Genomic DNA, 14,810 nt, shown 5'->3' with positions numbered 1-14,810 from the left:
ATCCGTCATCCGCAGCCATGATCGGCCGCTGATACCAACGGGCATTGTCCATGCCCTTGTATTACCCGACATGGCGGCACCTTACCCAATGCCACGCGCGGCACCACAACCCGCCACCTGTACCCTGGCCCTTCAATAAAAACACCAGGAGGGTTGCATGCGCCATCGATCGATCATCCCCGCCATTCTTTTCCTGCTCCATGCGGGTATCGCCGTACCGGTCCATGCGGCCGGGGAGGCCAGGGAAGCCGAAATTGCGGAACTGGCCCGCAAACCTGACGCCTGGTTCCTGGATCAGGTGGGCGGCAAGCGCGCGGTACGGGACGGCGAGCCCCTGGATGTCCGGGTGCAGTATCTGTTCAAGCAGGAATACGGCGCCGAAGCGGAAGCCGAACAGACCGATGAGCCGGCGGCCGACCCCGGCGCCACGGCGGAGGAGCTGGCCGCCATGCGCCACGATGCCAACCTGCGCTGGATGCAGCATACCCTGCCCGGCCCCGCCATGGACTGGGTCCGGGATGCGGCGGTGCCGGCACGCCATGGCGGACAGATACCGGTCCGCATCTATCGGCCCAAGGCCGGGGGGACGCTGCCGCTGCTGGTCTATTACCACGGCGGTGGCTGGCTTTTCGGTGATGTCGGGGCCGTGGATCGCGCCATCAGCCGGCTTGCGGATGAGGCGCAGGTCGTCATCGTTTCCGTCGATTACCGCCTCGCACCTGAACACCCCTATCCCGCCGCATGGGAGGATGCGGAGGACGCCTATGCCTGGGCCAGCGCCAATGCCGGGACCTGGGACAGCGACCCGTCCCGCATCTGTGTCGGCGGCGATAGCGCCGGGGGTAACCTGTCCGTGGCCGTGACGACCCGGCGTCAGGCATCCGGCAAGCCCGCCCCCGCCTGCCAGTTGCTGTATTATCCGGCCGTCGACAACCGGTCGGTGGAAACCATGGTGGAGACCTACGCTTCTTTCCGGCTGTTCGGGGAGGGGTTCGGCCTGGATTACGCCTTCACCGAATATGTGCTGTCGCGGGTGTTCCCCGGCCGGGATCTGGCCTTGCCCGAAATCTCCCCGCTGCTGGCGGCCGATGTCAGCCGGATGCCACCGACGCTGCTGGCGGCATCCGGCTTCGACACGCTGCGCGACAGCAACCGGGCCTATGCCCAACGGTTGGAAAAGGCGGGCGTCCGCGTGCTTTACCGGGAATTTCCCACCCTGCCCCACGGCTTTCTGCAATTGACGGCGATCACGCCGGCCGCCGGGAAGGCGGCATCGCAGACGGCGCAGGAATTCGGCCGGCTGATCCGGGAGGCACCCGCCATCCCGCAATGATGCCCTGGCCGGACGCGCCGGCATCGCACTGACTGTTTGACGTGCCAACCGTAGAAGGGGCGCCGCTGCAAGGTCCGGTCGTGCGCCAGGACGAGACACTGAAATCCGTGCCGGCAGGGGTGGGCGCATCGCTTTGCCCCTCCCGCACCCCATGCACACAGGATAGGGTATGGCCGGTCTGATACCGGAACGGCATGGGGTGGCATGTGAACCTGCGGCAGCTTTCCTATTTCGTGCGCATCATCGAACTGCAAAGCCTGTCGAAGGCCGCCGCCGTCCTGCGCGTGGCCCAACCGGCGCTTTCGCGGCAGATGCGGGCGCTGGAACTGGATCTGGGCACGGATCTGCTGGTGCGCCATGGATGGGGCGTGACGCCGACGCCAGCCGGACAGGTGCTGGCCGACCATGCGAGGCGGCTGCTGCGGGAAACCCAGGTCGCGCGCGATGCCGTCACGGCCCTGTCGGCCGAACCCGCCGGCAGCCTGAGCTTCGGCGTGTCCAGTTCCCTGGCCCTGCCCCTGCTGCCACGCCTGTCGGCCTGGTTCCTGGAACATCACCCCAAGGTCAGCCTGCAATTGCTGGACGGGTTCAGCGCCTCCATCCATGGCTGGGTCCTGTCGGGCCGGCTGGACGTGGCCGTGCTGTACGAGGACCGGTCGCCCGGCCCGCTGGTGACCACGCCGTTGCTGCGCGAACCGATCCTGGTGGTCGGGGCGGCCGGACGGCTGACGGCACCCGTACCGGTCAGCGCCGGCGATCTTGGGGCGCTGCCCATGATCCTGCCGGCGCGGCCAAACCGGCTGCGCCTGCTGCTGGACCAGTTGCGCATCGATCACGGGCTGGAACTGAATGTGCGGGTCGATGTGGACAGCCTGCCGGCCCTGCTGGAGATGGTGCGGTCGGGCCAGGGCTATACGCTGCTGCCCTATTCGGCCGTGCAGGGCATGGTGACGGACGGACGACTGACCGCCGCCCCGCTGGACCCGCCCGTGCTGAACCGCACCCTTGTCATGGTCCGGCCGCTGGACCGCGTGCCGACGGCCGCCACCGACATTCTTGAGCGTGCAATCCGCCGCATCGTCGTGGAAACAGCCCCTGCCTTGCGCTGGGAGCCGTTGGTCTGATCGCGTGCCCGCCGGATATACCCAATGCCCGTGTCCCGTCGAGGCGTGCTGACCAAGAACTGGTATCAGTCCGGGGGGCCGCGTTTGGCACCGGAGGGTAAGCCGGAAGCCGTGTCCGACGCTCTCTTGTTCCAGTCGATGGGGGGCGGTCGCTTGGTACGACGGCGTGTATAGACATAAATCATGACGATGGCGAACAGGATGGGCGCCCCTACAAGAAGGACAAGATAGGCCCAGTCGGCAGCATTGGTTCCACTCATGATCTACACTCCGTTCCTTCATGCTTTGCAGGAATGGGACTGGGGGATGGGGCCGAGACACGGGACGGCACCCCTTTCCTCTCCCGCCGCCAAACGGTTGGCGACCCAGACGGTTGGCGGCCCAAGCGGTTGGTGACCCAAGCGGTTGGTGACCCAAGCGGTTGGTGACATTGTGTGCGTCTGGTAAGCGGCAGGAGAAAATGCAGGCCGATGCGCCATTTTCCCACCTTTTCACCAGCAACGGCGGGCTGGAAGCCGGGACCGTCGAACCCGGCACATCGGCCAGCCCGACGGTCCCGGCCAGGGCATCACGCCGCCTTGGCGTTGACGCGGGCCGTAGCCAGCTTGCTCAGAGCGGAGTCCGTGCGCTTCTCCTCCGCCAGTGTTTCCTCCAGCAGGGAAGCAGCGTCGGTCAGGCCCAACTGACCCGCCCAGGCGATCAGCGTGCCATAACGGCTGATCTCGTAATGCTCCACCGCCTGCGCCGCGGACAGGATTCCGGCGTCCAGCGCTTCGCTGTCGGCGAAATCCTCCATCACCTCCTTGCTTTCGTCGATGATGCCGACGATGGCGTCGCAGGTCTTGCCGCGCGGTGCCTTGCCGATCATTTCGAACACCTGCTCCAGCCGTTCGATCTGGCCTTCGGTCTCCGTGCGGTGCTGCTCGAAAGCCTGGCGGAGCTTCTCGGCGTTGGCCTTGCGCGCCATCTTTGGCAGGGCGCGCAGGATCTGCTTCTCGGCAAAGTAGATATCCTTCAGCGTTTCATAGAACAAGTCGTTCAGGTCCTTAGGCTGCTTGGTCATTGGACTGCTCCTGATTGTATAGGGTTCTATGAGGATTGCCTGGGGTCCGGGGCCGGATTTACCGCCATGCAGACCGGTCAAAACCGGACGCCCTCGCCCACGGCGCTGGTGTGGGACCTTTCAGCTTACTCTGCACAAGACTGCTTCCATTCCGCCACCCATGACGATGGCCGGGGTCCCGTTGGAAGGACAGAGCGCCCGCCATTCTTGACCCCGGCTTTCGTCGGGGTGACGGCGACATTCAAGGACAAGAAGTGTAACTTGTCGAAACCGTTTGAAACTCACAGACCGGCGATAACGCCGTCACGACACCGGAAGTTCCGTCCGACACTTATACCGGCGGCCGAAAATCTTGACCGATGGCCAAGATTTTCGGCACCTCAAGCGCCGGGCCGGCAGTCACCGGCCTATACCCAGTCCCGGTGATCCCAACCGATCACCGGTATGTCAATCGCCGGTGCCCACATTCGTGGGCATGGCGACGCCGCATGTGCGGTGCGGCGGTGGTCGCCGCCGTACCGGATCCCGGTGAGTTGCACCCACCGGGATCCGGCATTCCACAGAAAGGCAAGTTTCCTTTCGAAACACGCAGGGCGTGATCCGTCATGCGCAGACCGGCGGATCACCGCTTGTTGCCGGTCATGAGATATTCGCCCAGGATGGTGGGCAAGTTGTCCTGCATCCATTCCGCCATTCGCCGTTCCTCGTCCAGGATGCGTTCCAGCGTTGCGGCGATCCCTGTTTCCCCGGCGGCTTCCGCCGCCATGACAAGGATCTTGTAGTTGATGATCTCGTAATATTCGAAAGCCGCGCCGAACACTGCACCCTTCACGACCTCGTCTGAAGCAAAGACGCCGGAGAAGGCCTGTGCCGTTCCGGTGATGGCACCGATACCCGTCTTCAGCATGGACGTGTCGGCATTGAGCTGATGCAGGCACTGCTCCACCAGCACCGCCTGGTTGCGCGTCTCCGCCACATGCTGCAGCAGACGTGCCTTCAGCACTGGATAATCCTCCAGGCGGTCGGCCATGTTCGACAGCATCTTCTCGGCCTGCACTTCCATGGCGTAGGCATCGCGCAGCCAATCGACGAGATGCTCATGCGTGGTCTGCATGACATTGTCTCCTGTTCGACAGATGGATCACAGACGGGCTCCGGGATAACGGCCGGGGATGGTGTGCGTGCCTGCGCACAGCCCCTGCTTTTCGGGGTTACCCGGATCGATATCGCAAGCCCGAAAAAGGGGGTATCACGCCCCCTGGCAGCAGGCTCAACGCGCCCACATTCCTCAGGACAATGGACGGCCGCCGATGTCCAGTTGGGCGCCGCTGCCCAGCTCCGCGCCCGTCAGCGGGTTGCCATCGGCGCGGGAGGCCGTGCGTTCCATCATCCGGTTGAGCGCGCGGGAATCCGATGCGCTCAGCTTCACCGACGCCTCGCCGGAGCCCCCATCCACGGCAGCCATCCGGTCCGGATCGCTGATGAATTCCCAGTCCTCGCCCTGGTTCCAGGGGCCACGGGTATCCCCTTCCCCCTGGCTGGAATTGTAATAGCTGTCGGTGAATTTCGGATCGCCCGGCAGCTTGCCGGGGGGGAAGTTATCCTCAATGGCGTAGAGCGCCTTCTCGAAGGATTTCTGGTGCGCGATCTCCCGGGTCATCAGAAAGGTCAGCGCGTCCTTCACGCCCGCATCGTCGGTGATGTTGATCAGCCGCTCATAGATGATCTTGGCCCGGCTTTCTGCCGCGATGTTGGACCGCAGGTCGCAGGTCGGATCGCCCCGGCTGTCGACATAGGCGGCGGTCCAGGGCACGCCGGCGGAATTCACCAGCGACGGACCGCTGCCATAGAGCACTGAAAGCGTATGGCTCTCGCCACCGGCCGTCAGGCTGGTCAGCAACCCGGCGCCCGCATCCACCCCTTCGGCCAGACGCCCGCGCGTGCCCTTTCCCAGCATGGCGATGATGGAACCGATGACCTCCAGATGGCTCAATTCCTCTGTGGCGATATCGATCAGCATATCCTTGCGGCCGGGGTCGTCATCGCCCAGTCCCTGGGTGAAATAGCGCATCGCCGCGGCCAGTTCCCCGTCGGGGCCACCGAACTGTTCCAGCATCAAGCTCGCCAGCTTCGGATCGGGGGCGCCGACGCGCACCGTATACATCAGCCGTTTATTGTGCATGAACATGGGTTCTGTCCTTCGTGGGATAGGGTGCCGATCAGGAAACACCGGCACTGGCCCCAACAGGAACGGGCTGTAAACGTTCCGGGGTGATCGCGGGCGCCCCCATCATGTTCGCAGGAATATTTTCAAAACCCTCAAGATCAATAGAAAATTACCAATAAAAATAGCTTTTAAAATCAATATATTGCCATTTCTCCACCGCAGTTTCTGTACAAGCTTTATTTACAATATCAGGTGACCGCGCAATTATCTGTTTAGACGCATGTCACAGACGGCCCTCGCGTCAGGACCCGCAGCGCGGCACCCCATCGACGGCGAACAGCAGGAAGTGGCTGCGCTGGCCGGGATGGAAATTATCGTCGGACGCCAGCAGCAGCAGACACTGGCCGGTTGAAGGATCGGCGAACAACGCCATGGCTTCCAGATTGTCAGGCGCGCGGCCCTCCAGCCGGCCGAAATCGAACACAAGGCGTTTCCCAACGGGCCGGGCCGGCGGTGCCCCGGCCAGCGATACGACCTGGCCGACATCCCCGGCGCTGGCAAGATCGGCCAGATAGAGCCGGACATCGAACGCAAAATGGCCATCCGCCGCCTGGATGCCGGCCCGTTCCAGGATCAGCAGCCTTTCATCGTCCAGCAATGCGATCTCCGATATGCCATTATCGGCGAACTTGCCCGCCGGGCGTGCCGGAATAGGGTCCAACCGGTAGGCATATTGCCGGCGCAAGGTGCCATCACGCGACAGGCGGCTGATCCGTGTCCATCCCCCTTGCTCGGGCGTGGGGATGGGACCGTCCTGGATCAGTGGCGCCTCCATGGCCAGGAAAAGATCGCCGTCACGGGCCAGGGCCAGCCCCTCCAGGGTCATGTTGGGGCGCGGCCCCTGTCCGCCGGCCGTATCGAACCGCCAGGCCGGCGGCAGCGGCAGGGTGCGAACGAACCCGCCATCCGTCCGGCTTTGCGTCAACTGCGGGTCGCCTCCGGCCGCCGGATCGCCCTCGCTGGTCCAGAACAGGTCACCGGTGAAAGGGTCCAGGCGCAGCGTCTCGGCATCCATGGCCGGCCGGCCCCCACCCGGCGGCGGAAAGACCGCCCCGTCCCCATCACGCAGGGCAATGGCCGACAGCAGGTCGACCGCGTGGATACCGTTCGCATCGACATCGATGCGCGCCGTCAGGAAACGGGCAGGACCCCGTTGCGACCGGTCGTCGCTGATCAGGTACCAAAGGCCCGTGCGTGGATCGCGATCGATCCCGGAAATCCCGCCATAGGGCACACCCGGCATGCCCTGGCCGCCCAGATCCAGACCATGCGGGATATCATAATGCCCGATATAGCGCAGATGCGGGCCGGATGGCATGAAAGCACAGCCGGACAGCAGCCACAGCAGGGCCGCCAGGGCCACCCAGGCCGACAGGGGGAACCGGCACCTCATGGCTTGCGCACCAGACCGGTGGAACCGCGCGCCACCAGGGCGACGTTGAACACGACGCGCCGCCGCGTCTCCCCGCGCTGGGCGATGCGGTTCAAAAGAATGTCCACCGCTTCCACGGCCATTTCCTCCACCGGCATGTCGATGGTGGACAATGGCGGATTGTGCAGGGGTGCCCAGGGAATGTCATCGAACCCGATGACCGACACATCCCCCGGCACGGACAGGCCCCGGGCCTGCAAATGCCGTATGGCCCCGATGGCGATCAGGTCGGCCCCGGCGATGACGGCCGTGGCTGTGCGTGCGTCCAGGGCTTCCATCACGGATGGCTCCAGATCCAGCGAGAAAGCGTTGTCGACATGCCAGGCCAGCCGCCCGCGCTGCCGGATGACCCCGATGGCCGCATCGGCCCGTGCCCGCGCGCTGGATGCGGCATGCGGACCGGATATGACGCCGATATCGACATGGCCCAGCGACAGCAGATGGTCGGCCGCCAGCCGGCCACCCTCGGCATAGTCGGCCTGGATCACGTCATAGCCCGGCAGCGCCCGGTCCAGAACCACAGCCGGGATGCCCTCGGCCAGCATGGGCAGCGCCCCGTCATCGGCGATGGGAAACCAGACAAGCCCATCGACCCCGCGCCCGGCCAGAAGATCGATGGCATGACGTTCGGCCTCCGGCTCGCCTTCCGTGTCGGTCAGCAGCACGCTGTAACCATGGCCGCGGGCCGCCTGGATCACGGCCTGGGCCAGGGCCGGAAAGAAGGGATTGGTCAGGTCGGGCAGCACCAGGCCGATGGTGCCGGTGCGACCCGTCTTCATGGCCTTGGCATTCTGGTTGGGCCGATAGCCCAGCCGCGCCGCCACGGCCAGCACATGCTCGCGCGTCTGGTCCCCCACCGACCCGGTACCGTTGATGGCATAGGACGCGCTGGCCAGGGACACGCCCGCCGCCTTCGCCACCTCTTTCAACGTCGCCCGGCGGCCGGGCGCCTGCTTCGACATGGGGTTGCACCCGCGCTTGTGAAAGACCACGGCACCGGGCGGGGGTATCCCCGCCCGGTGCCGAGACCAGGATAACGGAGCCCGCCGCCGGCTTCGATCAGAATTGCGCGCGGATGGAGAAGGTCAGCGTCCGCGGCGCACCGATGAAGTAACGGTCCAGCGTGCGGATGCCGGGCCCGCTGCTGAGCCCGTATTCGGGCTGCGTCGCCGTGGCACCGGAGACAGAGGCGATATAGTGCCGGTCGAACAGATTGTCGGCGTTGAATTGCAGGCGCACATCGGGCAGGCCCAGTGCCTCAAGCTCATACTGCGCCGTCACGCCGAACAGCGCATAGCCGCCCAGATATTCCACCCCGGCTTCCTGGAAGGTGCCGGGCCAGACGATATGGCCACCCAAGCGGCGCCCGACATAGCGGCCGTTGGCCTCCAGCCGCAATCCGTCCAGCGGGGTCCAGCCGGCCTGCGCGAACAGCGAATGGCGGGGAATGTCGCGCACCGCAGCACCGCCGATGATGGCCAGCGAGGCCAGCGCCCGCCGTTCCGCGCTGCCCGCCGCCGGATCATCGTGGCGCGCCCGCTGATAGGAATAGGAGGCGTAGAGATCGACATCCCCGAAATCGTGATAGCCCGTGACCTCCACGCCTTGCGTCTTCTGGCCTGCCGTGTTGGCCGCGCGGGTGGCGACATTGCCGCGGATCACCTCGTCCACATCCAGCGGCACGCCCGGATCGCGCGGCACAATGCCAATATTGTTCTTCAGCTTCACCTGATAGGCCTGGATGGAGAAAGCGCTGTCGCCCTGGACATAGCGCAGGCCGATATCGAGATTCTCCGTTTCCACCGGCGACAGGTCGCCGGGATTGATGGCGGCCGTTGACCCCAGGAAGGCATCCTCCGGAATGCCCGCGAAATTCTGGGCATAGCCGCCGAACAGTTCCACCGCATCGTCCAGCCGGTAGGAGGCGCCGAACTTGGGATTGATGTCGGAATCCTGCGAGAATTTCAGGCGTGCCTGATATTCCAGGGGCGAGCGGGCATCATAGGTGATGTCGTAATAGGTGAAACCCACATCCAGCTTCAGCCTGTCATCCAGGAACCGCATCTGGTCCTGAACATAGAGCATCAGCGTCTCTACCGAGGCATAGCGGTCATATTCGACATAGTTCAACCGTGCCCGGTCATAATCGATGGAACCGGCGGGGTTGGTGATGGGATGGAAATTTCGCGTCTCCGAGCTGTCGCCGCCTTCCCACCACAAACCGATGCGCGGCGAATGGCCGGGGAACAGGTCACGCGCCTTCAGTTCACTGGTCACGCCATACCGTTCACGGTCGCGCGGGGTGACCCGCATGTCGGCCGGCCCGCCCACGGCATTGCTGTCGCGCAGGGTGGTCAGGGCCGGGCGGACAGCACCGCCATTGGCATTATAGCCCGTGACGGCCCGCGGATCCCCGCCCGCCAGGATGCGGGACCGGTCCTGATAGCGGAAGCTTTCGCCGTCCAGCGTCTGGTAATAGGGATTGATCGACAGGGTCAGGCTGTCGGTCAGCACCAGCCGGGCATTGACATAGGCCAGCCAATCCTCCCGCGTGCCGCCCAGCGCGCCGCCGAAATCCACATCGCGGGCCGGGATGCCCGTCAAGGCGTCACTGGCCCGGTCGTTGCGGCGGTCCGCCAGATATTCGGTCCTGGTGACGATGTTGAAATCATTGTCGGTCTGGTCGTTGTAGGAGACGCGGGCGCTGATGGACGACCCCTGCTCGAACTGCTTGACGGCCTTGAATTCGACATGCTGCCGTTCCGACCCGCGGCTGTTGCGGCCGGCCCAGATGTCATTGCGCTGGTCGGATACCGACAGGTAGGCCGACAGGCCGGGCGCCACCTCGCCCGTATCCACACGGCCATAGATCCGGCGGAAATCGAAGGAGCCGAGGCCCGCCTCCACCGTCGCCCCCGCCTCACGCCGGGGGTTGTCGGTGATGAAATCGATGAAGCCACCCAGGGCGAAACGCGACGGCGCGCCGATGTCGCCAGCACTCTGCGATACGTCGATGCGGGCGACATTGCTGCTTTCGATGAAACGCTGCGGCGGCGACCCGCCGTTGAAACGGCTGTCTCCGGTAGGGATGCCGTCCAGCGTCAGGCCGATCTGCTCGTCGGTCAGACCGCGCAGATAGATCTCGAACGAGAAGCTGCCGCCGCGCGCATCCCCGGTGGACACCTGGATGCCCGGCACCTTGACCAGGCTTTGCGTGATGTCGGCACCCAGCGGCCGGGTGGCGATGTCATCAGCCCCCAGCGCAAAGGCCGCACGGGTCAGGCCGGAGCCGAAGCGCGTGGCCGTCACCACGATCTCCTCCAGCGGGCCGCCGGCCGCCTCCTGCGCCTGCACATCCCCATGGGCGATGGTTGAACCGGCCAACGCGCACAGGGCCACCGACAGCGATCGGACCATCCGTTTCGTCATCTCAAAACACCCTTCCCCTCGATCATTCCCGGGCCGCTTTGGCCGGATGAAAAGTGAAACGTTTCATAACTGATTTCAATGACGAATTTTTTACACTCATCCAGATTTTCTGCCCTGTGTCCTTCCTGCCCGTTCATTCCTCTCCTGGGCGCAACCCGCCGGAGGCGGCCCGATGGGTCACGGAAAGGAACCGTTCGGCCCTGATCATTCACCCTATCTCCTTATCAGGAAAAGGATTTTTACATATCCGCTTGGCATCGTCACGTATGCAGTTTACATGAAACGTTTAAGTGCGGTAGCCTTCGACAATCCCCTGCGACATGGTGAGGCATGATGGAAGAGAGCGTGCGCGCGCTGGCCGGCATGGCTGGGTTCATTGCCCTGTGCTGGCTGATCTCCGAGGCGCGGCGGCAATTCCCCTGGCGGGCCGTGCTGGTGGGCCTGTCGGTGCAGGTGGGGCTGGCCCTGCTGCTGACCCAGGTGCCGGCCGTGACGGCGTTCTTCGCCGGCATCGCGCATGTGGTGGATGCCGTGCAGTCGGCCACCCAGGCCGGCACCATGTTCATGTTCGGCTATCTGGGCGGCGGCGAGCAGCCGTTCCGGGTAGAGCCGGGGGCCTCCACCTTCATCTTCGCCCTGCAGGCCCTGCCGGCCATCCTGCTGGTCGGGGCGCTGGCCGCCCTGCTCTGGCACTGGCGTATTCTGATATGGGTGGTGCGGGGGGCCGCCTGGCTGTTCGGGCGGGTGTTCGGGGTCAGCGGCCCCGTGGGGGTCTCCACGTCCGCCTGCATCTTCCTGGGCATGGTGGAAGCACCGATGCTGGTGCGCCCCTATCTGTCGCGCCTGTCGCGCGGGGAATTGTTCATCATCATGGTGGACGGGCTGTCGGTGATCGGCGGGTCGATGATGATCCTGCTGGGCACGCTTCTGGAATCAAAGGTTCCCAATGCCTTCAGCCATCTGCTGATCGGGTCGCTGATCGCCACCCCCATGGCCATCACGCTGGCCCGCGTGATCATCCCCGCCACGGGCGACGGGCCGCCGCCGGAACCCATGGCCCTGGACACCCATTACCGGTCCAGCCTGGAAGCGCTGACCATGGGCACGTTGCAGGCCGTGAAGATGGCCGTCAACATCACGGCCCTGCTGATCGTCTTCGTGTCGCTGATCGCGCTGGTGAACAAGGGGCTGGCACTGCTGTCGCCGGGCGACGTGCCGCTGACCCTGTCGCTGATCCTGGGCAAGCTGCTGGCGCCGGTGGCCTGGGCCATGGGCGTGCCTTTGGCGGATGTGGAACCGGCGGCGGCCCTGCTGGGCACCAAGCTGATCACCAACGAGGTCGTGGCCTATAGCGACATGATGGCCCTGCCGCCCGATGCGCTCCAGCCCAAGACCGTGCTGATGATGACCTATGCGCTCTGCAGCTTCGGCAATATCGGCTCGGTCGCCATCCTGATCGGCACCTTGTCCTCCATGGCCCCGGACAAGGTCGGGGAGGTGGTGCAGCTAGGGTTCAAGGCGCTGCTGGCCGCCTTCCTCACCACCTGCATGACCGGTGCGCTCATGGGGTTGCTGCTGGGCTGATCCGGGTGGCCAGCAGGGCGGCGGCGGCCTGCATGCCCGCCTGGGCGGCGGCGGCCGGCGATGCCCCATACAGCAGCGCTGCCAGCGTCGCGCCGGCGAAGCTGTCACCGGCGCCCGTGGCGTCGGTGACGGCCAGGGTCCGTGTGGTGGGAAGCGTCACCCCGTCGCCGTCCACCCCGACCATAACCCGCACCCCCTCGCCGCCGTGCGTTTCAAACAGGGTCTGGCCGGACGGGGGCCGGCTGCCGCCGCACCCATCGCGGGCGGCTTCCAGCCAGGCGCGTTCGCCTGCGTTGCAGAACAGCCAGTCGGCACGGGCTGCCAGCGCGCCGGCCAGGTCTGGCGGGAAACAGACCGGATCGGGTTTCACGATCCAGGCCAGCCGCGCATCGGCTGGAAGATCGGCCAGTATGGCCCGGTTGACCGACGCCGGCCCCGCCGTCAGCACCAGCAATGCCGCGCCATGCAGCAACCCGCGTTGCATATCGGACAAAGCGGCCGCCCCCGCCTGCAGCAGACAGCCATGGCTGCCATCGGCATGATAAACTAGAAGGCAGCGCGTCGTCGGGCCATCCGTGTCGGCGATCCCATCCGGCCCCAGCCCGGCCTGCGCCGCGGCCTGGCGGTAAAAGGCGCCGTCGGCGTCGCCCCCCACCCAGGTCAGCGCCCGGACCCCGTGCCCCGCCCTGGCCAGTTGCCGCCCGGCATAAAGCACGGCACCCCCTGCCCGCGGCCAGGCCCCATCCGGGGCGGCGCGCATGGCCATGGTGCCCTGCCCGTCGAACCGGCCCTGGGCATGCACGACATAATCCACCGTGGCATAGCCGCTGATCACCACCTGCGCCACCGCACCCTCCCTGCACCAACCCCCCATACGGCACGCGCCGACACCGATGGGCATAGCATTGATGAAAGTTGACTTAAACGTTTCATTTGTCCATTCTGCGCCAATCCCGTCCCTTTCGGAACCCCTCCATGCCCAAGCCCCTCTTCATCGCCTTCACCGGTGCGGACGATGCCGCCCTGCTGCCCGGCATGCAGGACCTGTCGGCACGCTACCCGATCGAATGGGGCATTCTGGTCGACAGGGACAGGCACGGCGTGCCGCTGTTTCCGGCCAGCGAGGTGCGGGCCGCCTTCCTGGCAGCGGATGGGCTGCGGCTGACGGCCCATGTCTGTGGCACCTGGGCGCGGGAGATCGTGACCGACCCCGATACGGCTGGCTTCGATCCCGCCGGGTTCCGGCGGGTTCAGGTCAATCACGGGTTCCAGGGCAGTGACGCCCCGCAGGTGGACCGCACGGGCCGGTTCGCCCGGCGCCACGGGATGCGCGCCGTGCTTCAGTGCGGCGGCGCGTTCCCGGCCGATGCGCAGGTGGACTGGCTCTACGACGTGTCATTCGGCACAGGCCGCCGGCCCACGCACTGGCCGCCGCTGCCGGCCTCCAATGCGCCTTTCTGCGGCTTTTCCGGCGGCATCGGCCCGGACAATGTGGCCGGCCTGCTGGCGGGACTGGAGGTGCCGGCGGGTGCGGATTTCTGGATCGACATGGAATCGGGCGTGCGCCGGGACGGCCGGTTCGACCTTGCCCATTGTGCCGCGGTCTGTCGTGCCGTCTATGGCTGAGGCCCCCGCCATGTCCCCGGCCGTCAAGATCATCCTGGATACCGATCCCGGCATCGATGATGCCATGGCCATGGCCATGCTGGCCGGCCTGCCGGAAATCGAACTGCTGGCCATCACGACGGTGTTCGGCAATGCCGACATCGCCATGACGACGCGCAACGCCCTGTTCCTGCGCCGGCATCTGGGCCTGAAAGCACCCGTCCACCAGGGGGCCGCGGGGCCGCTGGCCCGTCCGCGGGGGCCCGGGGCGCTGCATATCCACGGGGACAATGCGCTGGGCGGTATTGCCCTGCCGCCGGATACGGGGGAGCGGCCCGACGGGCTGGACGCGCCTGCCCATATCGCCAGCCTGCTGCGCCGCCATCCGGGCGAGGTCACGATCCTGGCCATCGGACCGCTGACCAACCTGGCGCTGGCGCTGCGCCGTGACCCGGCCATCGCGGGGCTGGCCCGGCAGGTGGTGGTCATGGGCGGGGCTTTCGGCACCGATGGCCGCTGGGGCAACGTGACCCCCACGGCCGAAGCCAATATCCACAATGACCCGGAGGCCGCGGGCGCGGTGCTGGCGGCCGGCTGGCCCGTCACGCTTGTGGGGCTGGATGTCACCGCGCGCTGCGTCCTGACCACGGGCCGGGCCGCGGCACTGCGCAACCGGGGCGCGACTGCCGCCATGCTATGGCAGGTCTCACGCTTCTATGCCGCGGCCTATGCCCGGTATGACGGGCTGGACGGATGCTGCCTGCATGATGTGGCGGCCGTGGCGCTGCTGGCTGCGCCGGAGCTGTTCACCTGCCAGACGGGCCGGGCACATGTCGTGCTGGACGGGCCGGAAACCGGGCGCACCCTGCTGGACCCGGCGCCGGACGGCCGGCACAGCGCCTGCATCGGCGTGGACGCGCCACGGCTGGTCGATCTGTTCATGGCGACCGTGATGGGGCCGGCGGGGACATGATGGCGCACATGCTTTAATCCCCCGGCGGGATTGTTGTATG

The 14,810-nt window shown here is 65.9% G+C and carries 13 protein-coding genes; 5 read left to right on the top strand and 8 right to left on the bottom strand.

The genetic code is table 11. The features are described from left to right. The first annotated feature begins 157 nt into the window (after positions 1-157). Together ABC728_RS02585 and ABC728_RS02580 are read left to right on the top strand one after the other, a co-directional pair. On the top strand, positions 158-1,333 hold the full coding sequence (locus tag ABC728_RS02585; protein WP_416619854.1) for an alpha/beta hydrolase: 1,176 nt from the start codon (positions 158-160) through the stop codon (positions 1,331-1,333). A gap of 206 nt (positions 1,334-1,539) precedes the next feature. Further along, positions 1,540-2,457: a LysR family transcriptional regulator gene (locus tag ABC728_RS02580; protein ID WP_445376254.1), complete on the top strand. Its 918-nt coding sequence runs from the start codon at positions 1,540-1,542 to the stop codon at positions 2,455-2,457. 65 nt (positions 2,458-2,522) lie between these two features. Here the strand turns inward: ABC728_RS02580 and ABC728_RS02575 are convergent, their stop codons facing one another. The 7 genes from ABC728_RS02575 to ABC728_RS02545 form a co-directional block, all read right to left on the bottom strand. After that, positions 2,523-2,717, bottom strand: coding sequence for a hypothetical protein (locus ABC728_RS02575; protein WP_416619852.1), 195 nt, complete (start codon positions 2,715-2,717; stop codon positions 2,523-2,525). 308 nt (positions 2,718-3,025) lie between these two features. Continuing rightward, positions 3,026-3,520 carry a YciE/YciF ferroxidase family protein gene (locus ABC728_RS02570; protein WP_416619851.1) on the bottom strand — a complete coding sequence of 165 codons (495 nt, stop codon included), beginning with the start codon at positions 3,518-3,520 and terminating at the stop codon, positions 3,026-3,028. 622 nt (positions 3,521-4,142) lie between these two features. Beyond that, entirely contained in the window at positions 4,143-4,634 is a 492-nt protein-coding gene (locus ABC728_RS02565) for a ferritin-like domain-containing protein (protein WP_416619850.1), read from the bottom strand. A 174-nt stretch (positions 4,635-4,808) separates the two neighbouring features. Beyond that, on the bottom strand, positions 4,809-5,708 hold the full coding sequence (locus tag ABC728_RS02560) for a manganese catalase family protein (protein ID WP_416619849.1): 900 nt from the start codon (positions 5,706-5,708) through the stop codon (positions 4,809-4,811). Positions 5,709-5,988: 280 nt separating this feature from the next. Then, positions 5,989-7,140 carry an esterase-like activity of phytase family protein gene (locus tag ABC728_RS02555; protein ID WP_416619848.1) on the bottom strand — a complete coding sequence of 384 codons (1,152 nt, stop codon included), beginning with the start codon at positions 7,138-7,140 and terminating at the stop codon, positions 5,989-5,991. After that, on the bottom strand, positions 7,137-8,141 hold the full coding sequence (locus ABC728_RS02550; RefSeq protein ID WP_416619847.1) for a LacI family DNA-binding transcriptional regulator: 1,005 nt from the start codon (positions 8,139-8,141) through the stop codon (positions 7,137-7,139). Before ABC728_RS02550 ends, ABC728_RS02555 begins: the two co-directional genes overlap by 4 nt. Positions 8,142-8,238: 97 nt before the next feature. Next, positions 8,239-10,608, bottom strand: a complete 2,370-nt coding sequence (locus ABC728_RS02545) for a TonB-dependent receptor (RefSeq protein ID WP_416619846.1) — start codon at positions 10,606-10,608, stop codon at positions 8,239-8,241. A gap of 330 nt (positions 10,609-10,938) precedes the next feature. On the opposite strand from ABC728_RS02545, the gene ABC728_RS02540 reads away from it, so the two are divergent. Next, the gene (locus ABC728_RS02540) at positions 10,939-12,192 is read left to right on the top strand and encodes a NupC/NupG family nucleoside CNT transporter (RefSeq protein WP_416619845.1); all 1,254 of its coding nucleotides are present in this window, start codon (positions 10,939-10,941) and stop codon (positions 12,190-12,192) included. Here ABC728_RS02540 and ABC728_RS02535 read toward each other — a convergent pair. Beyond that, positions 12,170-13,039 (bottom strand): carbohydrate kinase family protein, encoded by an 870-nt coding sequence (locus tag ABC728_RS02535; protein WP_416619844.1) that lies wholly within the window; start codon positions 13,037-13,039, stop codon positions 12,170-12,172. The two genes, ABC728_RS02540 and ABC728_RS02535, sit on opposite strands and share 23 nt — an antisense overlap. A gap of 128 nt (positions 13,040-13,167) precedes the next feature. Between ABC728_RS02535 and ABC728_RS02530 the strand changes: the two genes are divergently transcribed. Both ABC728_RS02530 and ABC728_RS02525 read left to right on the top strand, forming a co-directional pair. Further along, positions 13,168-13,818 carry a hypothetical protein gene (locus ABC728_RS02530; protein WP_416619843.1) on the top strand — a complete coding sequence of 217 codons (651 nt, stop codon included), beginning with the start codon at positions 13,168-13,170 and terminating at the stop codon, positions 13,816-13,818. 10 nt (positions 13,819-13,828) lie between these two features. Then, positions 13,829-14,770 (top strand): nucleoside hydrolase, encoded by a 942-nt coding sequence (locus ABC728_RS02525; RefSeq protein ID WP_416619842.1) that lies wholly within the window; start codon positions 13,829-13,831, stop codon positions 14,768-14,770. Positions 14,771-14,810: the final 40 nt, after the last annotated feature.

Source organism: Niveispirillum fermenti (genome assembly GCF_052474395.1).
This window is presented reverse-complemented; position numbering and strand designations above follow the sequence as displayed.

Bases quoted from the DNA above. Each gene is read 5' to 3' on its own strand.
- ABC728_RS02555 (WP_416619848.1), bottom strand. From the start codon at position 7,140: ATGAGGTGCCGGTTCCCCCTGTCGGCCTGGGTGGCCCTGGCGGCCCTG.
- ABC728_RS02585 (WP_416619854.1), top strand. From the start codon at position 158: ATGCGCCATCGATCGATCATCCCCGCCATTCTTTTCCTGCTCCATGCG.
- ABC728_RS02575 (WP_416619852.1), bottom strand. From the start codon at position 2,717: ATGAGTGGAACCAATGCTGCCGACTGGGCCTATCTTGTCCTTCTTGTA.
- ABC728_RS02560 (WP_416619849.1), bottom strand. From the start codon at position 5,708: ATGTTCATGCACAATAAACGGCTGATGTATACGGTGCGCGTCGGCGCC.
- ABC728_RS02565 (WP_416619850.1), bottom strand. From the start codon at position 4,634: ATGCAGACCACGCATGAGCATCTCGTCGATTGGCTGCGCGATGCCTAC.
- ABC728_RS02530 (WP_416619843.1), top strand. From the start codon at position 13,168: ATGCCCAAGCCCCTCTTCATCGCCTTCACCGGTGCGGACGATGCCGCC.
- ABC728_RS02540 (WP_416619845.1), top strand. From the start codon at position 10,939: ATGATGGAAGAGAGCGTGCGCGCGCTGGCCGGCATGGCTGGGTTCATT.
- ABC728_RS02545 (WP_416619846.1), bottom strand. From the start codon at position 10,608: ATGACGAAACGGATGGTCCGATCGCTGTCGGTGGCCCTGTGCGCGTTG.
- ABC728_RS02570 (WP_416619851.1), bottom strand. From the start codon at position 3,520: ATGACCAAGCAGCCTAAGGACCTGAACGACTTGTTCTATGAAACGCTG.
- ABC728_RS02550 (WP_416619847.1), bottom strand. From the start codon at position 8,141: ATGTCGAAGCAGGCGCCCGGCCGCCGGGCGACGTTGAAAGAGGTGGCG.
- ABC728_RS02525 (WP_416619842.1), top strand. From the start codon at position 13,829: ATGTCCCCGGCCGTCAAGATCATCCTGGATACCGATCCCGGCATCGAT.